This window comes from Polaromonas sp. P1_E11, from assembly GCF_056405995.1.
In genome coordinates this window covers 302,941-326,088 of record NZ_JBFUBA010000003.1, presented here as the reverse complement: position 1 = coordinate 326,088, position 23,148 = coordinate 302,941, and the positions used below count along the sequence as shown (strand labels likewise).

Genomic DNA, 23,148 nt, shown 5'->3' with positions numbered 1-23,148 from the left:
CCCATCGCTAAAAGAGAACGGAGGGATCACAACAAATCGTTTTTACAGAGACATCATATTGGATACAGTTTGTTTCACCTAGCAACATCTGTGGCAACGCAAAGGGCATGACGAATGAACCAGCTCTTCAGTGATTTGCATGACGGCGGGGCCATCGCGGGCATTTTTTCGGAGCGGAATTTTGTCGACCGCTGCCTTCGCTTTGAGCGTGAACTTGCCGCTGTGCAGGCTGAACTGGGTGTGATTCCTCAGGATGCGGCTGATGAAATCTGTCGCGTTGCCCACGTCGAAAACATCGATTTTGCGCAACTCAAGCAGAAGACGCGCCTGGTCGGCCTGCCCATGGTGGGGCTGGTGAACCAGGTGGTCAAGCTGTGCCGCTGTGACCTGGGCCAGTATGTCCACTATGGCGCAACGACCCAGGACGTGATGGATTGCGCACTGGCGCTTCAGATGCAGGAAGCGTTCGCGCTGATCGGCGATTCGCTGGCGCAGTTTTCGGGGGCGCTGGGCGCATTGGCCACGGCCCACCAGCGCACCATCCAGGCCGGACGGACCAACCAGCAGCATGCGTTGCCCGTCACGTTCGGCTTCAAGGCTGTGGTCTGGAATTCGGGCGTGCTGCGGCAGATGGACCGGCTTGCACAGGCTGTGCCGCGCGTGGCGACCGGGCAGCTGGGTGGCGCCGTGGGCACGCTGGCTTCCTTCTCCGGCGCGGGGCATGAAATACGCCGGCGCCTGATGCAAAAGCTGGGCTTGAACGAACCGGATATTGCGTGGCATTGCATGCGTGACGGCCCGGCCGAGGCGGTGCTTCTTTTGTCGCAGATCGCTGCGACGCTCGGAAAGATCGGCCGGGACCTGCTGATGCTTTCCAGCACGGAAGTCGGTGAAGTGGCTTTTGCCGCCGGCAGGGGCGCCAGCAGCACCATGCCGCAGAAAAACAATCCGGTCGCGGCGTCGTCCGTCGTCGCTCTTTCGAGAATGCTGTTCCACACGGCCCCGATGATGCTGGACGCGGCGCAGGTGGAGAACGAAAGATCGCTGGACGCCTGGTATATCGAGCTGCATGCAGTGCCGCTGTGCTTCTCCCTGACGGGAGCCCTTCTGGCGCAGGCCACGACCATGCTGGACGAGCTGGTGGTGGACTCCGCCAGGATGGCGCGCAACGTTGCCCTCACAGACGGGGCGATCGTCACCGAGACCGTGCAGATGGCGCTGGCCAGGCGCATCGGCCTGAACCGCGCGCATGAACTGGTTACCCGAGCCTGCCAGAAGTCCAGGGTGGAGGGCGTATCGATAGCGGCTGCCCTGGTGGGCTTGCAGTGCGGGCTGGACGAAGCCGCAGTGAATGCGCTGCTCGACGTGAACGAACACCTGTCTTTTGGTGCGCGCGAGGTGGACGCATCGCGCAGGCCGCCGCCAGCCGCCGAAGGCCCGGCAACGCAATCCGCATCCGTTTAACCAACCCGAGGGGGATTTATGACCAGAGCCATCTGCATTGCCTTCATGTTCACCTTCTGCGCTGCGTCTGTGTGCGCTCAGGATGCCTATCCCACCAAACCGGTCACCCTCATCGTGCCCTTTGCTGCCGGGGGGCCCATGGACAAACTGGCCAGGGAGCTTGCTGTGCCCATGCAGGCCCAGCTGCGCCAGCCGGTCGTTGTCCAGAATCTGTCCGGCGCCGGCGGCAACCTCGGCACGGTCATCGCCATGCGGGCTCCAGCCGATGGCCACACGCTGCTGATGGGGCACATCGGCATGGCGACTTCGCCGGCGCTGTACCGGAACCTGGGCTTCAAGCCGGATGTGGATTTCGCGCCGCTGGGGGTGGTGGTCGATACGCCGCTGGTGCTGGTTGCGCGGCCGCAGGTGCCTGCGGACTCCTTGGTGAGCCTCATCCGCTGGATGGCCCGGCAGCCGCAGGTGAGGCTCGCGCACGCCGGTATTGGCTCGTCATCGCACCTGTGCGGCTTGCTGCTCCAGTCTTCATTGAAAGTCAGCATTACGACTGTGCCCTACCGCGGCAGCGCGCCTGCAGTGGCAGACCTGCTTGGCGGGCATGTGGACATGATCTGTGACCCCACCCCTACGACGGTCGGCCACATCCAGGCCGGCAAGCTCAAGGCAATTGCCGTGACCTCCGCCAAACCCCTGACCGGCACGTCGCTCGCTGCAGTTCCGACCATGGCGCGGTTCGGCATTTCGGGTGTCGAGCTGAGCATCTGGTTTGCCCTTTACGCGCCCAAGGACACGCCGCCGCACATCCAGCAGCGGCTCAATGATGTGCTGCGGGTGGCCATGAAAACACCTGCCTTCAGGCAGGCGCAAATTGCCTCAGGCATACAGGTCGTGGAGGATGACCGTGCCACGCTGGCCGGGCACCGCAGCTTTCTGGGCAACGAAATTGCCCGGTGGGGGCCCATCATCAAGGCGGCCGGTGTTTATGCCGACTAGCTGTGCGTGCTGTCCCATGCATGCGGCGTCGCCGCCGGGATTAAGCCAGCCTCTCGGTAATGGATAGTTAACTATTGTTTTTGTATGAAAAGCTAGTTTAGTATTGATATTTATTGCTTGACTAGATAAAATACTATCGTTTTAACAAGAAACGATATTTCTCTATCTATGAAGACATTGTCTGAAGTTGCTGCCAGCCTGGAAGGCCAGCGCCAGCGCCTGGGGCTGGATTACCAGGCCGTTGCCGAAAGCACGGGGCTGACGCCTTTGTCGGTGCGCAGCGTTTTGCAGGGCAAGACGGCGCCACGCGTGACCACGCTGATGGCCATTGCCGACCAGCTCGGGCTGGAGGTGTTGCTGTTGCCCAAGGTGGTGGCTGCAGGGCTGCAGGCGCAAGCCGCCGAAGGGCCGGCGCCGGCCTTGTCGCGGGTGGACCGCATCGTGGCCGAAACTTCCCAGCTCGCTGCGGCAAACACCAAGAACGTCAGGCCCTGATCCATGAACGTTCTGGCGCTCGATATTTATATCGGCACCTTGCGTGCCGGCCTGCTGTTCCAGTACGGCACGGGCAGTAGCGCGCTCACACGTTTCATTCCAGACGAGGGTTTTTGGTCCAACCCGGATTCGCCGGTGTTCTCCTGGGCCGCCACCGACGACGATCCGCAGCGCCGGGAGATTTTCTGGCGCAGTTATGTGAACACGCCATTCTTCAATGCCGAAGGCGGGCGCCTGCCGGCCTTCTTCCAGAACCTGCTGCCCGAAGGGCCGCTGCGCCGCCACCTGGAGCAGTTGCGCGGTTGCGGGCCGAACGACCATTTCGACATGCTGGCCGCCTGTGGCACAGACCTGCCGGGCAATGTGTATGCCTATCCCGCGCACCTGGATGCCGACGCGCTGGCAGGCGTGGTGACGCAGCACAACGATGCGCTCGAAATGTCCGTCACGGCCGACCCCTTGCCCGACGCGACATCGCTGTCGGGCGTGCAGCCCAAGCTGGCGCTGGTGCAGCAGCCAGGCCGCTACGTGGCGCGCACCCGCGATGCGCAAGGCACCCACATCATCGCCAAGCTGCCCACAGCAGAATTTGCCCTGTTGCCCGAAGTGGAAGAGCTTTCCCTGCGGCTGGCGCGGGCAGCGGGGGTGAACGTCTGTGAGACCTGGCTGGCGCCCATGGACGAGATCGTCGCCGAGCAACCCTTTGTGCTTGGCGAAAGCCGGCATTTCCTCGCCGTCAAGCGCTTTGACCGCGGGCCTGAGGGCCACATTCATTGCGAAGACTTTGCGCAGATCCTGCGCATCCAGCCAGAAGAAAAATACACGCATCCCGCTGCAACCTACGCCGCCATGGCCCGGACTTTGCGTGAAGGCATGAGCCTGGAGGCGCCCCTGGGAGAGGGCGCTGCAGAAGAATTGATCCGCCGCGTGATGGTCAATGAAATGCTCGGCAACTATGACGCCCATGTCAAAAACTTTGGTGTGGTCTACCGTGACGGCCGCACGCCCGAGCTGTCTCCGGCCTACGACGTGGTGGCGTACGCGGCGTACCTGGGCGGCAGGGGCCACGCGCTGCGCTTTGCGCCCGGTGGTGAAAAGCAGGCCAGGCTGACCGCCAAAACGCTGCGCAGCTTTTGCAACGCCACGGGCATGTTTGAAACACGCGTGCGCGGCGTGCTCAATGAAGCAGTGGGAAAAGCGTGTGAGTCATGGCCGCAGATGATTGCCGCCAGTTCGTTGCTTGAACGGCAAAAGCAGAACCTGCTCAAGCACTTTGACGCCTGCGAAGCGGTGGTCAGCTGGCGCGCCCGGCGCGCGGCGGGCGCCAGGCGCAGGGGGCAAGCCTTTTAGAGGATGTTCCCGGCCGGATCCGTCGGCTCGCGGCTTATTGAAAGCCGGTCGCAGGACAGATACGGTTAACCACAATGCCCGTATTTTTTGCGGGAAGGGCTGGTAATTCAATACCATCGGGCCCGAAATGCTACCGATTTTATAGCTGCCTTACGGCTGAAAGCGAGGGCCGGGTACCAGCTTGCTAAGCTGATGACACCGCCTACCGCCTAATATTCGGATGAACCCTGGGTAAACATCCTGGCCTTTCCCGCAGGGTCGTCCGTATGATGGCCCGATATATGCGCGTCATGTTTAGTTACCAAGTCGGGTGACCGCAGCCAAGCTGCCGCGATGTCAAATGCCACTACTTTGGAGCCAAACATGCGCTATCTGTCCCGTATTTCCCTTTCGCTGGCACTGGCCGCCGCATGCCTGGCACCGGCCGTCCGGGCACAAAGCTGCGACGGAGGGGCTTACATGAACCCCCAACTCTTCCGTGGTGAAGCAGCCTATCAAAGTGCCGTGGCCGAACAGGAAATGCATGCCTTCATCGGCCGTGCCGGCTTGCCGCAGACGCCCTTGTATGCCATCAAGAAAGTGGACGACATCACCGCATCGGGGCGGACACCTTATTGCTGGGTCTACACCAATCAGGTCATTGGCCTGATGAGCGGTTACAAGCTCGTGGTGTTCAACAATGAAGTGGTCCAGCCCGCGGTGCTGGCCATCACCGCTGCCGGCAAGGCCGCGACCGACGCGGGCGCCGTGGCGCTGAAAACCCTGCCACCGGCAGAGCAGAAAGCCGTGCTGGACCAGCTCCAGCGTTCCAAATGCTTTGGCACGGCGGCCGGCGTGGAGGCTGCCATCGCGAAAGCCGAGGGCCTGTGCGGCAACGTGGAGGATGTCGCGCCGCAAGCCACCGTCGGCCAGCAGGGCTTGATTGCCAAGGCCACCTACGCATGGGAGGAGCAGTCCTGGGCAGGCGTCGTCACCCGCGAGTCCGCCGCACTGGGCATCAGCCTCAAGGGACTTGCCGGGCGCTCCGAAAAGGTGCACCAGGCACGCCTCGTGGTGGTTCCGACCAAGGCCACCAGCGTCGGCTTTGGCCTGTATCTGCACGCCAGCGTGCCGGATGCCGTCGTCAAGAAGGCCGTTGCCGCCTTCCAGGGCCTGACAGCACCATCCAAGCCGCTCTCCGTCGCGCTGGACCTGGGTCCGCAATTCTCCTTTGTGGTGCCAACAGCGGACCAGTTGGAGAAGATGCGCGCGGCGATCGGACTGGGCAAGTAGGACCTAGCTGAGAAACTGGCGCGGCAATGCCGTGCCCGCGTCAGTGCCTGGTTTTGAATGCGATTGCTCCAACCAGGCTTGCAGGTCCTCCGACCCGCCGATTTTTCTGCCGCCCACAAACACCTGGGGTGCAGTGCCGGCACCTGCCACCGCTTGCAGTGTGCTGGTGGTGATGCCCTGGCCCAGGGTGATCTCCTCATAGCTAAGGCCTGCTTCGTCCAGCATGGCCCGGGCTTTCGCGCAAAACGGGCAGCCCGGCTTGCTGAAGAGGGTGACGGGCTCGGGCGCCACCGCGTTCGGGGCGACGTACCTGAGCATGGTGTCGGCGTCCGACACCTCAAAGGGGTCGCCGTCCTTTTCAGGCTCAATGAACATCTTCTCGACCACGCCGTCCCGCACCAGCATGGAATAACGCCAGGAGCGCTTGCCGAAGCCGAGATCGCTCTTGTCGACCAGCATGCCCATACCCCGGGAGAAGTCGCCATTGCCGTCCGGGATCAGGGTGATGTTGCCGGCCTCCTGCGCCTTGCCCCATTCGTTCATCACAAAGGCGTCGTTGACCGAGAAGCAGACCACGTCGTCAATGCCGTTGGCCTTGAAGGTGTTGGCCAGCGCATTAAAGCGCGGCAAGTGGGTGGAAGAGCAGGTGGGCGTGTAGGCACCGGGCAGGGAAAAAGCCACGACGGTTTTTCCGGCAAACAGGTCGGTGCTTTTCACGTCAACCCACTGGTCGTTCCGGCGAGTTTTGAAGGTGACGTCCGGGACGCGCTGTCCCTCGTTATTGGGGAGCATGGGTAATCCTTTGTGGAAATAATTCGGTGCAGTGCCGCGATGGCGGTCGCAGGAAAAAAGGCAACGCGGAAGGCAACGCGGCACTGCCTTGGAGTTCATTGTGGGGACGACCGCACGCCGCGAGCTGTCGGACAGCGACGACATTGCTGTAGGGCAATCCCACCTGCGGGCCGCGCCCGCGCCGTCAGGCCCAGCCGGTCCCGGCCCACATCGGGCGCCGTGCGCCGCACGCCAGAATCCCACCACAGTCTGCCGTGTCCAGGCGGCAAAGGGAGCTTTGAATGCCCGAAGGGCCGTCCATCCAGATCCTCAGGGAGGAGGCCACCGCATTTGCCGGCCGGGTAGTGCTGCGTGCCAGTGGCAACAGCAACATCGACATGGGGCGCCTGACAGGCCAGCGTATCGTGGCGGTACGCAGCTGGGGCAAGCATTTTCTCCTCGAGTTCAAGGGTTTTTCCGTGCGCATCCATTTGCTGATGTTTGGCACCTACCGGATCAATGAAGGCAAGGACGGCGCTGTCCCGCGGCTCAGCCTGGGGTTTGCCGGCGGGGAAGAGTTGAACTTCTACACCTGCTCGGTACGTTTTGTGGAAGGACCGCTGGACGCCTCCTACGACTGGAGCGCCGACGTGCTGTCTGACGCCTGGGACCCGGCAGCAGCCCGCAAGAAGCTGCGGGCCATGCCGGACAACCTCGTCTGTGATGCATTGCTGGACCAGACGGTTTTTGCCGGTGTCGGCAACATCATCAAGAACGAGGTGCTATTCCGCATCCGCGTGCACCCGCTGTCGACCGTGGGCGCCTTGCCCGCGCCCAAACTGCGGGCACTGGTTGAGCAGGCGCGGCAGTACAGCTTTGACTTTCTGGCGTGGAAGAGGGCATTCGTGCTCAAGCAGCACTGGCTGGCCCACACCAAAAAGACCTGCCCGCGCTGCGCCATTCCTTTCGTCAAGGCTCACCTCGGTAAAACCAATCGCCGCAGTTTCTTCTGCGAAAACTGCCAGTTGCGCTACGGCGAACTGTTCAAGCTGCGCTAGCGGCGCGGTGTCTGGGGCCCTTTTCTGGCGAAGGCATGGGCATGGCATGAGAAAATGCGGCCCATCTCAACCTGCAGCTGGAGACGCTCCGCATGAATTTCGCCCCCGACCTTGCGACCGTCACCCATGGCATCCAGCTGGCGGTGGCGCCAGTGTTTTTGCTGACCGCTGTTTCAGGCATGATCGCCGCCGTCGCCGGGCGGCTGGCCCGCATCATTGACCGCGCGCGTTTCCTGGAGAACCGGCTGGAGACCGGCGGCGTGGAAGAGGCCCGTGCGCACCGCATGTATGCCGAACTGCGCGAGTTGCGCCAGCGCGGCTGGCTGGTCAACATCTGCATCGCCTTTCTGACCTTTTGCGCCATGCTGATCGGCACCACCATCATCCTGCTGTTTTTGGGTGAGACGAGTGAGTTGCCGACCCTGCGCATTGCCACTGTCTGTTTTTTGTCGGGCGTGGTGTGCTTTCTTTTCGCGCTGGTCTGTTTCCTGGCTGAAACGCTGCTGGCCACACGCCTGCTCAAGTTTGCCGAACCGAAAAAGTAGCGCGATGGTTTGAGGTTTGATTGTTTTGCAGGTCTTAAGTGCCTGCAGGCCAATTGGAACGGGCGCGGGCAGCTATAAAAAATATAGCTATCATTTTTTTCTCCTGTCGTAATTGTGACCGGCAGGAAACGCCAGACCTCCTGAGACGTGACAACGTATGACTGTGAAACAGCTTGTTTCCTTACACCCCCATGCTGTGTTTCAACGCCAGAATTGTGCAGCTCTGCGTGTGCCGGCATGCCCGTATGGGCGTGCCCGCAGAGTGCAACGGGGCAGGTGAATGCCCTGTCAACGGCAACCGCAGGCCGCCGTTGAAAAAGGGACGCTGTGCACTTGTTGCCTGTGTCCGGCGAGCCCTGTACTGAAAACCACTGGAGAACCACGATGACAACAACACACACACCGACAACAGGTTTGCGCCTGACCAGCCGCAGCCTGGCACTTTTGATGGCAGGTGCACTGATGTGCTCCACAAGCTTTGCCGAGAAACCCGAATGGGCCGGCGGCGGCAAGAACAAGGACAAGGGCGGCAAGCACAGCCAGGTGGAGCAGTCGGACCAGGACGACCACGGCGGCAAAAAAGACAAGAAATCCAAAGGCAAGAAACACGAAGACGTCAGGGTCGGCGGCTATTTTGTTCCCGAGCAGCGTGTGGTGCTTCAGGACTACTACGGCAAACAGTTCAAGTCCGGCCATTGCCCTCCGGGCCTTGCCAAGAAAAACAACGGCTGCATGCCCCCGGGCCAGGCCAAAAAATACGCCATCGGGCAACCGCTGCCTGCGGGCGTGGTGTATTACCCGGTGCCTGCATCGGTGGTGGTGCGTCTGGGCCCTCCGCCCTCAGGCCACAAGTATGTGCGTGTCGCCACCGACATCCTGCTGATTGCGCTGGGTACCAGCATGGTGGTGGATGCCGTGCAGGATCTGGGCTCGCTCTAAGCCCTAAAAAGTCCTGAAGCCCTAAGGCTTTCCGGGTTTGCGGCGTTTGAGCTGCTGCAGCCCGGGTTGCCACGCTTTCATGCGTTCCATGACCAGGTCGTGCAGTGCCTGTGCTGCCACCGAAAGGCTGCCTTCCTGCCGGCGCACGGCATAAATTTTTCGTGACAGGCCAGGCGTGGCCAGCGGCCGCGTCAGCAGGTTTTTTCGCTCAAAGTGAAAGAGCGTGAGCGCCGGCACCACGCTGATGCCGATGCCTGCCTCGACCATGCCGGTTACTGTTGCCAGCTGGTCCACTTCCAGCACCGTATGGGTCTGCAACGGGCGCAGCGCAGCGTCCAGCGCCTGCCGCACGCTGCTGTTGCGCGACATGTGGATAAACGGGAAGGCTGCCAGTTTCTTCAGCGTCAATACTTTTTCTGTGGCCAGGGGATGGTCCGTGCGGCAGACCAGGTGAAAACGGTCGGTGCACAGGAGCTGCGTGGTCAGGCCCGCATGCGTGGCGCCTGTTGAGGCAAGCGCGAAGTCGGCCTTGCCGTTGCGTACCAGTTCGATGCAGGCGTCAGACAGCAGGTCGCTGAGGTTGAGGTCAATACCGGGCCAAGCCTGCCCGAACTCCGCAAAGATGGAAGGCAACCAGCCCGCCGCAAGCGAGGGCAGGGCCGCCACATGCACGCGTCCCTTGCGGCGCTCGACGTGGTCGCTCAGTTCACCCACCGCGGCGCTGAAGTCACCCAGCAGCTGCCGAGCCGGCGCTTCAAACAATCTACCTTCCGCTGTCAGCTGTACGCTGCGCGTGTCGCGGTCAAACAGCCGGGTGTTCAGCTCTGCTTCCAGTGTCTGGATCAGCGCGCTGAACGCAGGCTGCGACAGGTGGCAGGCGGCAGCGGCCCGGGTAAAGCTGCTCAGCTCGGCCAGCGCCAGGAATGCCCGCAGCTGGCGCGTCGACAGGTTGGGGCTGCGTGCAGGCAGGCGGGCCGTATTTTTCGGGCTGGTGATGGGCGCGGCCATTAATCTGCTTTTCAAGTCAATCAATAGGAATTTTGCATTTTACAAATAAAAGGCTGGGGCTTAAATTCGTGGCATTCAACGCTTGGCCATGATGACCTCTACCACCGCTGTCGCTGCCGCCCCTATTGCCACACCGCCCGCCAACCTGCTGATCGGTTGCGCGGCCGGCTTTTCGGGTGACCGTGTGGATGCGGCCGGCCCGGTGGTGGACACCCTGATCGCGCGGGGCGGGCCGGCTTTTTTGATTTTCGAGACGCTGGCTGAACGCACGCTGGCACTGGCGCAACTGCGCCGCCGCGCCGACCCCGGCGCTGGCTTTGAGCCGTTGCTGGACGACATGCTGCGTCCCGTACTGGCGCGCTGCCTGCAGCACCACATTCGCATCGTCAGCAACTTCGGTGCGGCCAACCCGATCGGCGCGGCGCGGCATATCCAGGCCATGGCCCGGGAGCTGGGTTTGGCTGCACCGCGTATTGCGGTGGTCGAAGGTGACGACCTCTCGGAAGAACGGCATCGCGAGCTGCTGCGCGCCCAACTGGGCAGCGCGATGGACGGCATCCGCATGGTCAGCGCCAATGCCTACATCGGTGCTGAAGCGATTGCCGCTGCGCTGGACACCGGCGCGCAAATTGTGGTGGCGGGCCGTGTGGCCGATCCATCGCTCGCCGTCGGGCCTGCGATGTCGCACTTTGGCTGGCGTGCCGATGATTGGGACCGGCTGGCGCGCGCCACCATGGCCGGCCATTTGCTGGAATGCGGGGCGCAGGTTTGCGGCGGCTATTTTGCAGACCCCGGCTACAAGGACGTTCCCGACCTGCACGCCATCGGCTACCCGATTGCCGAAATCACTGCTGACGGCAACTGCATCATCGGCAAGGCCGCCAACACCGGCGGGTTGGTGAACCTTGCCAGCGTCAAGGAGCAGTTGTTGTATGAAGTGCATGATCCCGCCGCCTACCTCACACCCGATGTGGTGGCCGACATCAGCGCAGCGCAGATTGAACAGCTTGGCCCCAACCGCGTGGCGCTGAGCGGCGTGCGCGGCCGTGCCCGGCCACCCAGCCTGAAGGTCAACCTTTGCCATGAGGGCGGCTGGCTGGCCGAAGGTGAAATCTCGTACGCCGGCCCGCGCGCCGAGGCCCGCGCCCGCCTGGCTGCCGATGTGCTGCGCCGGCGCTTGCCAGCCCTGGCGCTGCGGGTAGACCTGATCGGCGCGCTCAGCGTCATGGGTGACGACGCCGGCAGCTTGCTGGCCGCAACACCGGCCGGAGACGCGCGCGATGTACGCCTGCGCGTGGCTGCCACACACACTGACCGCCTTGAGGCCGAGCGGCTGACGCGGGAAGTCACCGCCCTGTACTGCTGCGGCCCGGCCGGCGGCGGCGGCGTGCGCACGGCACTGACACCAAGGCTCAACACCTTGCCCTGCCTGGTGCCCCGAGACGCTGTGAAGGTGTCATTCAGGATGCTCGATACCGCAGGAGAGGTCGCATGAGCCAGGCCATGATCACGGTCCCGCTGTACCGCGCCGCGCACGGTCGAACGGGTGACAAGGGCAACCGGTCCAACATCAGCGTGATTGCCTGGCACGCTGAGCTTTATCCCGTTCTTTTGCAGCAGCTGAGCGAAGCCAAAGTGGCGCACCACTTTGCCCACCGCAAGCCCAGCCGTGTGCAGCGGTTTGAGCTGCCTTTGCTGGGCGCGCTGAACTTTGTGCTCGACGACGTGCTCGACGGCGGCGTGAATGACGCGCTCAACCTCGACACGCACGGCAAGTCGCTTTCATTCTGGCTGCTGGATTTACCTATCGAAGTGCCCGCAGCGCTGGCGAGCCTGCTCGCCGGGGGAGACCACGCTTTTTAACGGAACCGATTCACCAGGACACCAAGACGAGATCAACAACGTCAGATACGCCTCATCACAACATCAGGAGACAACATGAAAACCGCCACTCAAAAATCCGTCCACAGCCGCATCCGCCCCGCCATGCTCGGCATTGCCGCGCTGTGGGCCATCGCGCCCCTCGCCGTGCCCAAGGCGGCTCAGGCGCAGGGCTTTCCTGAAAAGCCGATCACCTTTGTCGTGCCGTTTGCGGCCGGCAGCGCAACCGACCAGCTGGCGCGCGCCATCGGCCAGGCCGTGACCAATGACAGCAAAGTCAGCGTGGTGGTGGACAACAAGCCCGGCGCCAACAGCTTCATCGGCGCCCAGGCAGCCGCCAAGGCAAAGCCCGACGGCTACACCGTGTTTATCACCACCAACACCACGCAGTCGGCCAATGAGCACCTGTTCAAAAAGCTGCCTTACGACCCGGTCAAGGACTTCGCACCGCTGACCGCGCTGGGCCGCGGCGGCCAGATCATGGTGGTCAACCCGGCGCTGCCGGTCAACAGCGTGGCGGAGTTCATTGCGCTGGCCAAATCGAAACCCGGCAAGCTGTCTTTCGGCAGCGGCAGCTCGTCCAGCCGCGTGGCGGGCGAGCAGTTCAAGCAGATGACGGGCACCTACATCCTGAACATTCCGTACAAAAGCAACCCCCCCGCGGTGACGGACCTGCTGGGTGGCCAGATCGACATGATGATCACCGACATGGCGACCGGCCTGCCGCAGGTCAAGGGCGGCAAGCTCAAGGCGCTGGGTGTTTCCACCCGGCAACGTTCACCGCTGGCGCCCGAGGTGCCGACCATCGCAGAAGCCGGCGTCAAGGGTTATGAAATGACCTACTGGTTTGCTGCCTATGCGCCGGCCGGCACGCCCGCCGATGTGGTGGCCAAGCTCAGCGACATGCTGGTCAAGGCAGCCCGCAGCCCTTCGGCTGCACCGTTTTACCAGGCCAGCGGCACCGAAATTTTCACCAGCAACCCGGAAGACTTGCGCAAGTTTCAGGCGGCGGAAACGCTGAAATGGGGAAAGATCATCAAGGCCGCGGGAATCGAGCCTGAATAACACCTTTTGGGGGCTGGATTTGAATTAAATGCGCCTCCGGCCCTTTGTGGGCGGGCGCAAGCAGCTATCAAAAGAGTAGCTGATCAGGCTGGCCGGCTTGGCGGCAGGCGAGGCCAGGCCGATCATGTGACGAGAGGAAAGTGCGATGGTGGCGGCTCTTCTGGCGTCATCCGCTGAATCTAAACAATGTTTAATTTTTAGAACAAGCGTTAATTTTCACCGGAAATCGCACGCTGGATAAACGGCTTTCACGCCTATATTCTGGCGATGCAAACCCGAATAGATCGCCAGCAGGTCCAAAACGATTTACGCCGAACCCTGATGCTGGACGCCGCCCGATCCGTCTTCGAACGCCTGGGCATTGACGGCGCCAGCATCCGCGAGATTGCCAAGGAGGCGGGCTACACCGCCGGGGCCATCTATTCCTATTTTGAAAACAAGGAAGCCATTTACGGCGCCTTGCTGGCCGAATGCCTGGAGCGCCTCCATGGCGTGGTGGCGTCTGCGGGTGAGGCGCAGGGCGGCCCGGCTGAGGTGCTGGAAGCCAAGGCCAGCGCCTGGTTTGGTTTTTTTGCGGCCAACCCGCGCGACCTGGACCTGGGTTTTTACCTCATGCAGGGCATGCGCCCGCGCGGGCTCGGCACTGAGCTGAACCAGCGGCTCAATGACCGTCTTCATGACGCCTTGCGGCCCTGCGAAGCCGCCTTGCGGGCCATGGGTTTGAACGCCGAAGACGCATTGCGCGAAAATACGGCTTTGTTCGCGCATGGCATGGGCTTGCTGCTTCTCCAACATACCGGTCGCATCCGCATGTTCGGGCAGGACGCCACGCTGCTGTTCGACGCTTATGTGATCGGCCTGGTGGAGCGCCTGCAGCGCAGCCCGGCCTGATCTTCTTTCCAGAACGCCTCCAGAATTTCCCCAGGACCCCCGATGCTGCTTGACGCCGACGACTCCCAACTTGTACTGGTCGACTACCAGACCCTTTTGATGCCCGCCATTTTTGAAGGCAACCTCGTCATGGCCAATGCCGTCAAGCTGGCCCGCATGGCCAAATTGCTGGATGTACCGGTGTGGGGCACCGAAGAAAACCCCGAAAGCCTGGGCGCCACCGTGCCCGAATTACAGGCCGCCATTGAAGCCGCTGGCGGCAAGACCATGGACAAGATGTTCTTCAGCGCCGTGGCCGATGGCCTGGGCGACCTGCTGCGCCCACCGGTGCGCAAGGCACCCACAGGCGGAAATGCCCGCAGCCTGCCCAAGCACCTGCAAAAACCGGCGCCCGAGCCGGAAGAGGGCAGAAGCACCATCGTCATCGCCGGCTGCGAAGCCCACGTCTGCCTGATGCAGACCGCGCTGGACTTGCTGGAAGAAGAGTTCGAGGTCTGGGTGGTCACCGACGCCTGCAGCTCACGCACCGAGCGCAACCGCGATGCAGCGTTTGACCGCCTCGCCGGCAACGGCGCCGAACTGGTGACGACCGAGATGGTGGCCTTTGAGTGGCTGCGCACGGCGGAGCATGAAGTGTTCAGGGATGTGCTGGGGTTGGTTAAATAGAAGACGCAATAGAAGACGCTTGTGGCCGCAGCTTGCGGTCTCTCAAAACTAAAAAATGGGAGGGGCATGTGAAAAAGCTTTATCTAGTGGTCGCGCTTGCCCTATCCGCTGCTGCATGTCTTGGCGCTCCAGATAGCGCACGAGCGCATGAGAACGACAAGGTCGTCACCGTGCAGGGAAGTCCCACGGTCTACCTGGCCCTGGCCGACGGACCAATCTATCCTTTCGTGAATCCGGAAACACTCCTCGGCTGCGGCTTCAAGTGGACCGATGTGGTGACGGTGCAACAGGAGTGGCTCGACTATGCGTTCAGGATCCGCATGTACCCCCTTTCGGATGTGCCGACCTGCGAGATGGTCCGCGGACTGCGTCCCGTTCAGAAGGCGCCGGCCGATCGCGCGCCGGTAATGGTTGATGGCAGACCGGAGGTGTACTACGTGCTTCCGGACGGGACGAAGCACCTGATTGCCAACGCCAATGCTTTCCTCGGATGTGGGTTCCGCTGGAGCGACGTCCAGAAGATCTCGCCCAAGGAGTTGGAGGCGATGAATAACGGTATCGCGCTGCCGGACGCGACCGCGTGCCGAACGGCGCGTCGCTTGAGCTTCGCGGTAGTGACACGCGAAGGCGAAGGGGCTCCACAGGGTGTGGGAGAGTTGCTCGACAATATAGTCTCAATCCCTGGCCAGGAGGAGATTGTGTACTTCGTGACGGGCTGGGGTATCCGGTACAAGTTCTCGAATCCAGAGGCCTTTCTCGGCTGCGGTTTCCTGTCTGGCAACGTAAAGAAAGTCAGCCCGTTGCCGCTCTTCTACCTGGTCGCAGGCCCTTCACTCACCAGCGCCGCCGACTGCAAGGTGCTGCGAAACTGAGCCGATCCGAATCAAGTGAGAAAGATGGAAACCACTGCCCATCAAATGAATTGCAAGCTGCATCCCGGATGATCATGATCTCTTTGTCAAGGCAGACCTGGCCGGTAGCTCGGCTTAACGATTCATTTATGCCGAAGTCGCTTCATGGTGCGCCTGCGTTCAGGCTTTAGACCTCCAATGAGAAATTACGTACTGCCGGTAGCCGCTCGGCTCCTGGCGTTTATCGCGCCGTTATTCTTTGTGTACCTGTATGCGCGAAGTGCGTTCGAGTACGCGCGCACACAAGAACACCACGGAGATACTGGCCTGGGAATCGCCATTCTTCTGGGCTTCATGACCTTCGTGATGCTCGGCGCGTTCCTGATTGATCTCATCATCCAGATCCGAAAGAGAAGGCCTTCCGCCTATTTGACGGACGGTTTCATCTTGCTGATGCTGCTCATGCCGTTTGGCTGGTTTGCGTGCAATTGGTTCGGGCTTCATAACAGTCTTGCTTGCAGGATTCCCGTGGTATTTTTCAGCCAGGTTCTAAGCTGGCTTTATCAATGAGGCTTTTTGACCGCCTGGCTGGCGTTCGAATTTTGTCCAGTTGCAATCCATACCGGTACCCCATGAAATACCTGTTTCGCATTTTCTGCATCTTCTTCCTTTTCCCTCTGTCGATGGCGCTGACAGCTTGTGTCACCGGCCCGGATGAAATTGTGCGGCCTGCCAGCCAGGCCGATTCGCCAAGGCTTGCGTATCCAGCACGTGCCAGTCGTCTTATGGAGGAGGGCGTTGTCAGATTGCGAGTGGAAGTTTTGGCGAATGGCAACGCCGGCGAGGTGCGGCTCCGTCAAAGCTCGGGTTTTGCCACGCTGGATGCTGCCGCAATCGAAGGTGTGAAAAAGTTCAGGTTCAACCCGGYCAGAACAAAGTCGGGCCGTGCCGTGGACTCCTGGGTGGATCTGCCGATCAAGTACGTTCTTGAGTAGCTGGCTGGCGTGGCATACGATTTTCCCGCTAAAGATCGTCAACCCCCGTGGTACCCATGTCGCGCGGATGCTTCAAGTCATGCCAGTGGATAAAAAACGTAACCGCTACACGCAAAATTTCTTGGTGCAGAGGCTATAGTGCGGATATCAAAACCGCTCCCTCAGCTGATCAGGCAGACGGATCAACTGCAGTGAAAGCAGGGCTTTATGGGATTCTTTGTACAGGCACAAAAATCCAGCGTATTTGCTGTAATGCCAAAACAAGAGGATTTGGGAGGATTCGATGTCCAAGTTAAACCATAGCAGTCAAGTTGGACCGCAGCTTTTGCGGTCTGAATTGCGTTAGGCAGCTCATGGCACTGCTTCTAAAAGTCGTCGTTGTGCTGTTTGGCCTCGCATCCATCGCCGCTGGCGTGAAGAGTGTCCTGCGCCGGGAAGCCAAATTCACGTGGAATGAAGATAGCAATGAGCAGCGTATCGTTGAAGGGCTTCCAGCGATCCTTATCGGCCTGGGCGAGATCGCCTTAGGCCTTTACATCATCTTCGCTCTACGCTTTCCCATTGCAAACTGAGTTGTTTGCATCGGACTGCTGGCCATCGCCAATGTCGTCTGACCCGTCATTCCAACGGACGTCGTGCAGTGCCGCTTATGTGAGATGTCAAGTGCCTCCAAAATAGACATAGCATGCAAGACTCAACCGACCGCGCCTTCCTGTCGAAGATTGAATCTCCGTATCAGGCGGAAGCGATGATCCGCGACGCCTCCAAAGCACTTTACGTCATCGCGGCGGTGGATATTCTCTCTGCGGTTTTTGTTGGCGCGTATGCAATGTTGATCGTAGGTGTGCTCAACGCACTTTGCGCCTATCTCGTAGGTCGTCGCAGGAGCAGGGCAGCAGCGCTTTTTTCTTTGGCACTCGCATTGGGAGTAGTTGGCTTGGCTATAGGCAACCATGTTCTCAATAGTGGAACGACGCTGTTTTGCCTTCTTTCAATCTGGGCGGGCGCAAGATCATATGAGGCAATTTCAAAGCTTCGGCGAGGATTTCCTGGGCCTCTTGACGATGGTGCCTAACTCTTCCTTCAAGCGGACTGGCCTGCGGCCACTCGCTTAAGTCAAACGTCAGGCGCCTCCAGCATCAACCCCGTTTGCACTTAACAACCATGACAGCTTTGGACACCGGCCCTTTTTTTCACGGCACAAAAGCCGAATTGCAGACAGGCGAGCTGCTGACACCAGGCTTTAAATCGAATTACGATGAAAGCGTTGTGATGAACCACATCTATTTCACAGCCCTTCCCAAAGGCGCCGGGCTTGCAGCAGAAATAGCCAAAGGCAGCGGCAGGCCGCGGGTCTATATCGTTGAACCGACGGGGGAATATGAGAACGATCCCAACGTCACAGACAAGAAGTTCCCGGGCAACCCGACGCGGTCCTATCGAAGCAAGCTGCCTGTCAAGGTTGTTGGCGAACTCGAAAGCTGGGAACCCTATGACTCACAGTTCATTCAACAACTGAGAGATCGCATAGAGAATGGCATGGGAAAAATCATCAATTGATGTGAGACTTCCCTGTGAAAAGAGTATCTGAGGTTTCGCCGCAAAAGTGGTAGCCTGATTATTTTTACGTGAGGCCGCACGGTCATTTGCTTTGCCATGTCATCAACCATAACTCTCTATGGCTTGCCGCGCAGCGTGTATACGCGGATCGCCCGTCTCACGCTCGAAGAGAAAGCCGTGCCTTATCGAATCGAAGAGGTCGACATCTTCGGTCCAGGTGGCGTGCCTGCGGCCCACACCAGGCGCCATCCGTTTGGACGGATCCCCGTGCTATGTCACGGAGATCTGTCGATTTACGAGACGGCGGCAATCTGCCGTTACGTAGATGAGGCATTCCCCGGCCCATCGCTGCAACCGCCAACGCCGAGTGAGCGGGCGCGTATGGCGCAAGTGATCGGGATGCTTGACTCCTACGCCTATCGGCCGATGGTGTGGGGAGTCTTTGTCCAAAGGGTTCGCCTGCCCATGACAGGCGGCTCCACCGATGAATCTCTGGTTGCCAAATCATTGAAAGAGTCCCGCATCGCCCTTGAAGCGCTTGCGGCTCTTGTCGGAGATTCACCGTTCCTTGCCGGCAACACCCTCTCTCTCGCAGATCTGCACGCCTATCCGATGCTTCGCTACTTCTCCCTTGCCCCTGAGGGACAAACAGCCATTGGCGAACATCGTGCTGTGGCGGAGTGGCTCGCGAGGCTTGGCACCCGCGCAAGTGTGCAACGTACCGTGACTCAATATGAGCCGCATGCTTTCGGCAACAGTGCGGCCTAATCCTTCCATCGAGGGGGAAGTTTTCCGGCAAGCTTCGCTTGCCTCCAGCCGCCCTCATGCCAAATGCCTAGCGCCGTAGTAGTCCGGGAGACCTTGGACCAAACCTATGACCAGGATAAAAAAACCTGAAGATGCGCCCGGTGCATTTCAAGTCGCCTGGAATGGCCACGACATGACGGCTCTCGGTGAACTGTTCGATCAGGACGCAACGTTCGTGAATCGCTTCGGGCACTATGTCCGGGGCGTTGAAGAGATCGTGGCGCTGCACGTTCCGATTCACGAAACAATCTACCGCGACTCCACACTCCAGAACGAGCTGATCGATGTCGCCCATATTGCAGACGGGGCGGCGGTCGTCCATTTCTGGAGCCGCCTGGCTGCCGGCGCCAGCCACCCGGCCGGGCCCCACGTGGTGGACACACTGATCCTCGCAGTGCTGACAAAACAGGACGACATCTGGCGCATTCGGGCGCTTGAAAATGTGACCCTTGTAAACCCGCGGACCGGTGAGGCGATCTTGCGCGGCTAGCGCAGTCTGGAGCTGACAGAGCGCCTTCTGTCAGTCGAGTCTTTTGCTATTAAAAGAGTAGCTGCTCGCGCTGGCCCTTATTGGCTTGCGGGCTAATTTTGTTCTGAAAAACGGCAAAAATCTGCCTTCAGGCATGCCCCTGAGGCCCAAAAGCAGTCCAAAAGCGCCCAAAACAGGTCCAGGGAAGGCAAAACGCACGTTATTCAGGCACGAAAAGTAGCTGCAGACCAATAGAGGCGGGCGCAAGCAGCTATAAAAATAATAGCATCGCCCGGCATGCCAGGGGCATCGTCAGTCTCCTGAAAGCCCGTTATCCATAATTAAGAATTCAGTTTCGCCGGTTTTTCAGCGTTTCTGGCCTTGCGACAACAACCCATCTGGAGACAACGCCGTGTTCAAGTCACTTCTGCTCACCAAGTCCGACGCCGGCTTTTCAGCGGCCATCACCGACACCGACGAGGCCCAGCTTCCGGCGGGCGACGTGCTGGCGCAGGTCGAGTACTCCACCCTCAATTACAAGGACGGTCTGGCCATTACCAACAAGGGGCCGGTGGTGCGCAGCTGGCCCATGGTGGCGGGCATTGACGGTGCGGGCACGGTGCTCGAATCGAGCCACCCCGGCTGGAAAGCCGGTGACCGCTTTGTGCACAACGGCTGGGGCCTGGGTGAAACGCGCTGGGGCCTGATGGCCGAGCGGGCGCGCCTGCAGGGCGACTGGCTGGTGAAGCTGCCGGCAGCCTTCACCACCCGCCAGGCCATGGCAATTGGCACCGCAGGCTACACCGCCATGCTGAGCGTGCTGGCGCTGGAGCAGCACGGCGTGAAGCCCGGCGAAGGTGAGGTGCTGGTGACGGGCGCCACCGGTGGCGTGGGCAGCGTGGCCGTCGCTTTGCTGGGCAAGCTGGGCTACACCGTCGTGGCCGCCACCGGTAAGGCCAGCGAGGAAGCCTATTTGAAGCAGCTCGGCGCCAGCAGCGTGATCGACCGGGCCGAGCTGTCTGCCCCCGGCAAGCCGCTGCAAAAGGAACGCTGGGCGGGCGTGGTGGACGCGGTGGGCTCGCACACGCTGGCCAACGCCTGCGCGCAAACGCGCTACGGCGGCGTGGTCACGGCCTGCGGGCTCGCGCAGGGCGCGGATTTCCCCGCGACGGTGATGCCGTTTATCCTGCGCAGCGTGACGCTGGCAGGCATAGACAGCGTGATGGCGCCGCTGGCCAAGCGCCAGCAGGCCTGGGACCGGTTGGCAAAAGACCTGGACACTGCCAGGCTCGAGGCCATGGTGGAAGAGATTCCGATGGCGAAAGCGGCAGAAAAAGCGGCCGACTTGATGTCGGGCAAGGTGCGCGGCCGCATCGTCGTCAAAATATAAACAAAGCGACCGAGAAAACAAAAACGGAGACGAGACATGACGAGCTACGCAGACTTCTACCGCCAGTCCACAGACCAGCCCGACGCCTTCTGGACCGAGCAGTCCCAACTGATCGACTGGCACAAGCCTTTCACCCGCGTTTGCAATGACGACAATCCGCCGTTTGCCCGGTGGTTTGAAGGTGGGCAAACCAACCTGTGCCACAACGCGGTAGACCGGCACCTGAAAGACCGGCCAGACCAGCCCGCGCTGATCTACGTCTCCAGCGAAACCGGTATTGAAAAAACCTACACCTTCACCGAGCTGCACGCCGAAGTGCAGCGCATGGCTGCCAGCCTGCTGGCCATGGGTGTGGTCAAGGGTGACCGCGTGCTGATCTACATGCCCATGATTGCCGAGGCCGCCTTTGCCATGCTGGCCTGCGCGCGCATAGGCGCCATCCACTGCGTGGTGTTTGGCGGCTTTGCCAGCGGCTCACTGGCTTCGCGCATTGACGACGCCACGCCGCGCGTGATCATCAGCGCCGACGCCGGCTCGCGCGGCGGCAAGGTGGTGGCGTACAAGCCTTTGCTTGACGAGGCCATCCGCCTGTCAAAACACCAGCCCGAGGCCGTGCTGCTGGTTGACCGCGGCCTGGCGCCCATGCCCATGGTGGCTGGGCGCGATCTGCATTGGGAAAATTTGCGCGCCAAGTACATGCACGCGCTGGTGCACTGCGTGTGGCTGGACTCCGCCGCCATCAGCTACACCATTTACACCAGCGGCACCACCGGCAAGCCCAAGGGCGTTCAGCGCGACACCGGCGGCTATGCCGTGGCGCTGGCCGCCAGCATGAAGCACATCTTTGACGGCCGCGCCGGCGAAACCTACTTTTCGACCAGCGACATCGGCTGGGTCGTGGGCCACAGCTACATCATCTACGGCCCGCTGATCGCCGGCATGGCCACCATCATGTATGAAGGCCTGCCCACGCAGGGCATGGACCAGCAGCCCAATGGCGCGATCTGGTGGAGCCTGGTCGAAAAATACAAGGTCACCGGCATGTTCAGCGCGCCCACCGCCGTGCGCGTACTCAAAAAGCAGGACCCGGCCCTGCTGAAAAAACACGACCTCTCCAGCCTGCGCGCCTTCTTCCTGGCCGGTGAGCCGCTGGATGAGCCGACGGCCCGCTGGATCAGCGACGGCCTGAACGTGCCCATCATCGACAACTACTGGCAGACTGAATCAGGCTGGCCCATCATCACGATTGCCAACGGCGTTGAAAAGAAGGCCAGCAAGTTCGGCAGCCCCGGCGTGCCCATGTACGGCTACAAGGTCAAGATCCTGCACGAGTCCACCGGCGAAGAATTAACGCAGCCCAATGAAAAAGGCGTGGTCGTTATTGAAGGCCCGACGCCGCCCGGCTTCATGCAGACCATCTGGAAAGATGACGCCCGCTTCGTCAACACCTACTGGAAGAGCGTGCCCGGCAAGATGGTTTACAGCACCTTCGACTGGGGCATACGCGACGAAGACGGTTACTACTTCATCCTGGGCCGCACCGATGACGTCATCAACGTGGCAGGCCACCGCCTGGGCACGCGCGAGATTGAAGAAAGCATTTCAGGCCATGCCGGCGTCGCCGAGGTAGCCGTGATCGGTGTGGCCGATCAGCTCAAGGGCCAGGTGGCGATGGCTTTTGCCGTGCCCAAAGATTCGAGCGTGCTGGCCGACAAGGCAGCGGCGATGAAGCTTGAAGGCGAGGTCATGAAACGCGTGGACGGTGATCTGGGGGCCGTCGCGCGCCCGTCGCGCGTGCACTTCGTGTCAGCCTTGCCCAAAACCCGCAGCGGCAAGATGCTGCGCCGCGCGATTCAGGCCGTGTGCGAGGGCAGGGACCCAGGGGATCTGACGACGATGGATGACCCGGCGGCGTTGCAGCAGATTCGAGATCGGGTGGCGGGGTAGAGCGCTACTGCGCAGACTTCCATTTGCTTTAGTCCGGCAGGGCAAGTGTGGTGCCGACCATCATGCCTTTCGCTTCGGGTTCCTGGGTCTCGGTCCAGACACGGTTTCCATTGGTCGCAACGGGGCGGTTAATGGTTTCGTGAACAATGGCACCGAGCAAACCAAACATGAGGGAGAAGTCTCCTGTCGGTCGTGAGAAGGGCGCGAGCAAGTAGAAAAACCGCCGCTCGTCCGTTTGCGCCGTAATCTCTGTGACGCGCTCTTGTCCGGCAGCTGTGGCGGCCGAGAGCCGCCTGGTACCTGGCGCGACACTGATGGCGGTATAGCTGTTTTGCGGCAGAGTGGCCACCTTTGCACCGTCCACCGACACCGTAACGGTCTCTGTATCCCCGGAAATTCTCACCAGATACAGCAGTGCTTGCCCCGGCATGGGGTCCTGCAATTGAACTTCGGTAGGCTGTGGCGTAGAAGGCGTTGCAGGGGGATTGGCCCAAGTGCAGGCGCTTGCAATCAAAAGTATTCCTGCCAGCGTGCGTCGGATCATCTTGGCTTCCAAGTTCAGGTGAATCAAGCCTTAATGGCCATGAGTGTTGGCAGATTCTAGAGGGCACAGCGGGCGCGCCCTTCATGTCTCATGTTGAGAAAACTTCTCGACACTTTGTTTCAGCCAAGGGTTTCTACCCGGATACCCCTCAAGGTGCAGTCGTAGCATGAGTCCCGCAAGGCCTTCG

The 23,148-nt window shown here is 60.9% G+C and carries 25 protein-coding genes and 1 pseudogene; 23 read left to right on the top strand and 3 right to left on the bottom strand.

Annotated elements, in window-relative coordinates:
• The first annotated feature begins 114 nt into the window (after positions 1 to 114).
• The 5 genes from AC1D11_RS15360 (at position 115) to AC1D11_RS15340 (ending at position 5,574) form a co-directional block, all read left to right on the top strand.
• Positions 115 to 1,464, top strand: a complete 1,350-nt coding sequence (locus AC1D11_RS15360; RefSeq protein WP_477649716.1) for a class-II fumarase/aspartase family protein — start codon at positions 115 to 117, stop codon at positions 1,462 to 1,464.
• 18 nt (positions 1,465 to 1,482) lie between these two features.
• Positions 1,483 to 2,457, top strand: a complete 975-nt coding sequence (locus AC1D11_RS15355; RefSeq protein ID WP_477649717.1) for a tripartite tricarboxylate transporter substrate-binding protein — start codon at positions 1,483 to 1,485, stop codon at positions 2,455 to 2,457.
• Positions 2,458 to 2,625: 168 nt separating this feature from the next.
• A complete protein-coding gene (locus AC1D11_RS15350) occupies positions 2,626 to 2,952 on the top strand; it encodes a helix-turn-helix domain-containing protein (RefSeq protein ID WP_477649718.1) in 327 nt (108 codons plus the stop codon).
• Between the two features lie 3 nt (positions 2,953 to 2,955).
• Positions 2,956 to 4,302, top strand: coding sequence for a type II toxin-antitoxin system HipA family toxin (locus tag AC1D11_RS15345; RefSeq protein ID WP_477649719.1), 1,347 nt, complete (start codon positions 2,956 to 2,958; stop codon positions 4,300 to 4,302).
• Positions 4,303 to 4,665: 363 nt separating this feature from the next.
• Positions 4,666 to 5,574, top strand: a complete 909-nt coding sequence (locus AC1D11_RS15340) for a hypothetical protein (protein WP_477651158.1) — start codon at positions 4,666 to 4,668, stop codon at positions 5,572 to 5,574.
• A 3-nt stretch (positions 5,575 to 5,577) separates the two neighbouring features.
• Here the strand turns inward: AC1D11_RS15340 and AC1D11_RS15335 are convergent, their stop codons facing one another.
• Entirely contained in the window at positions 5,578 to 6,366 is a 789-nt protein-coding gene (locus AC1D11_RS15335) for a glutathione peroxidase (protein ID WP_477649721.1), read from the bottom strand.
• A gap of 281 nt (positions 6,367 to 6,647) precedes the next feature.
• Here AC1D11_RS15335 and AC1D11_RS15330 point away from each other — a divergent pair, with 281 nt between their 5' ends.
• The 3 genes from AC1D11_RS15330 to AC1D11_RS15320 all read left to right on the top strand — a co-directional run bounded on the left by AC1D11_RS15330 (position 6,648) and on the right by AC1D11_RS15320 (position 8,887).
• Complete coding sequence (locus tag AC1D11_RS15330) at positions 6,648 to 7,403, top strand: DNA-formamidopyrimidine glycosylase family protein (RefSeq protein WP_477649722.1); 756 nt, start codon at positions 6,648 to 6,650, stop codon at positions 7,401 to 7,403.
• Between the two features lie 92 nt (positions 7,404 to 7,495).
• A complete protein-coding gene (locus tag AC1D11_RS15325) occupies positions 7,496 to 7,948 on the top strand; it encodes a DUF2721 domain-containing protein (protein WP_477649723.1) in 453 nt (150 codons plus the stop codon).
• Between the two features lie 384 nt (positions 7,949 to 8,332).
• Entirely contained in the window at positions 8,333 to 8,887 is a 555-nt protein-coding gene (locus AC1D11_RS15320) for a hypothetical protein (protein WP_477649724.1), read from the top strand.
• A gap of 21 nt (positions 8,888 to 8,908) precedes the next feature.
• On the opposite strand, the gene AC1D11_RS15315 is transcribed toward AC1D11_RS15320, so the two are convergent.
• Entirely contained in the window at positions 8,909 to 9,895 is a 987-nt protein-coding gene (locus tag AC1D11_RS15315) for a LysR family transcriptional regulator (RefSeq protein WP_477649733.1), read from the bottom strand.
• 91 nt (positions 9,896 to 9,986) lie between these two features.
• Here AC1D11_RS15315 and AC1D11_RS15310 point away from each other — a divergent pair, with 91 nt between their 5' ends.
• From AC1D11_RS15310 to AC1D11_RS15240, 15 genes and pseudogenes are all read left to right on the top strand, one after another.
• Entirely contained in the window at positions 9,987 to 11,390 is a 1,404-nt protein-coding gene (locus tag AC1D11_RS15310; protein ID WP_477651162.1) for an acyclic terpene utilization AtuA family protein, read from the top strand.
• Complete coding sequence (locus AC1D11_RS15305) at positions 11,387 to 11,758, top strand: AtuA-related protein (protein WP_477649726.1); 372 nt, start codon at positions 11,387 to 11,389, stop codon at positions 11,756 to 11,758. Before AC1D11_RS15310 ends, AC1D11_RS15305 begins: the two co-directional genes overlap by 4 nt.
• A gap of 75 nt (positions 11,759 to 11,833) precedes the next feature.
• A complete protein-coding gene (locus AC1D11_RS15300; RefSeq protein ID WP_477651157.1) occupies positions 11,834 to 12,841 on the top strand; it encodes a Bug family tripartite tricarboxylate transporter substrate binding protein in 1,008 nt (335 codons plus the stop codon).
• A gap of 267 nt (positions 12,842 to 13,108) precedes the next feature.
• Positions 13,109 to 13,732 (top strand): TetR/AcrR family transcriptional regulator, encoded by a 624-nt coding sequence (locus AC1D11_RS15295; protein WP_477649728.1) that lies wholly within the window; start codon positions 13,109 to 13,111, stop codon positions 13,730 to 13,732.
• Positions 13,733 to 13,774: 42 nt separating this feature from the next.
• The gene (locus tag AC1D11_RS15290) at positions 13,775 to 14,398 is read left to right on the top strand and encodes an isochorismatase family protein (protein ID WP_477649729.1); all 624 of its coding nucleotides are present in this window, start codon (positions 13,775 to 13,777) and stop codon (positions 14,396 to 14,398) included.
• A gap of 68 nt (positions 14,399 to 14,466) precedes the next feature.
• Complete coding sequence (locus AC1D11_RS15285) at positions 14,467 to 15,270, top strand: hypothetical protein (RefSeq protein WP_477649730.1); 804 nt, start codon at positions 14,467 to 14,469, stop codon at positions 15,268 to 15,270.
• A gap of 177 nt (positions 15,271 to 15,447) precedes the next feature.
• Positions 15,448 to 15,819, top strand: a complete 372-nt coding sequence (locus tag AC1D11_RS15280; RefSeq protein ID WP_477649731.1) for a hypothetical protein — start codon at positions 15,448 to 15,450, stop codon at positions 15,817 to 15,819.
• 62 nt (positions 15,820 to 15,881) lie between these two features.
• Positions 15,882 to 16,244, top strand: coding sequence for an energy transducer TonB (locus AC1D11_RS15275; RefSeq protein WP_477651466.1), 363 nt, complete (start codon positions 15,882 to 15,884; stop codon positions 16,242 to 16,244).
• A gap of 353 nt (positions 16,245 to 16,597) precedes the next feature.
• Entirely contained in the window at positions 16,598 to 16,816 is a 219-nt protein-coding gene (locus AC1D11_RS15270) for a hypothetical protein (protein ID WP_477649441.1), read from the top strand.
• 113 nt (positions 16,817 to 16,929) lie between these two features.
• Positions 16,930 to 17,319, top strand: a complete 390-nt coding sequence (locus AC1D11_RS15265; protein ID WP_477649442.1) for a hypothetical protein — start codon at positions 16,930 to 16,932, stop codon at positions 17,317 to 17,319.
• Positions 17,320 to 17,408: 89 nt separating this feature from the next.
• Positions 17,409 to 17,804, top strand: a complete 396-nt coding sequence (arr, locus tag AC1D11_RS15260) for an NAD(+)--rifampin ADP-ribosyltransferase (RefSeq protein WP_477649443.1) — start codon at positions 17,409 to 17,411, stop codon at positions 17,802 to 17,804.
• Positions 17,805 to 17,900: 96 nt separating this feature from the next.
• Complete coding sequence (locus tag AC1D11_RS15255) at positions 17,901 to 18,572, top strand: glutathione S-transferase family protein (protein ID WP_477649444.1); 672 nt, start codon at positions 17,901 to 17,903, stop codon at positions 18,570 to 18,572.
• A gap of 106 nt (positions 18,573 to 18,678) precedes the next feature.
• Positions 18,679 to 19,101, top strand: coding sequence for an SgcJ/EcaC family oxidoreductase (locus AC1D11_RS15250; RefSeq protein WP_477651156.1), 423 nt, complete (start codon positions 18,679 to 18,681; stop codon positions 19,099 to 19,101).
• A 391-nt stretch (positions 19,102 to 19,492) separates the two neighbouring features.
• Positions 19,493 to 20,470 carry an acrylyl-CoA reductase (NADPH) gene (acuI, locus tag AC1D11_RS15245; protein ID WP_477649446.1) on the top strand — a complete coding sequence of 326 codons (978 nt, stop codon included), beginning with the start codon at positions 19,493 to 19,495 and terminating at the stop codon, positions 20,468 to 20,470.
• Positions 20,471 to 20,497: 27 nt separating this feature from the next.
• A pseudogene (locus AC1D11_RS15240) lies at positions 20,498 to 22,417 on the top strand (propionate--CoA ligase); the annotation flags it as partial.
• A gap of 28 nt (positions 22,418 to 22,445) precedes the next feature.
• Here AC1D11_RS15240 and AC1D11_RS15235 read toward each other — a convergent pair.
• Complete coding sequence (locus tag AC1D11_RS15235) at positions 22,446 to 22,988, bottom strand: hypothetical protein (protein ID WP_477651155.1); 543 nt, start codon at positions 22,986 to 22,988, stop codon at positions 22,446 to 22,448.
• Positions 22,989 to 23,148: the final 160 nt, after the last annotated feature.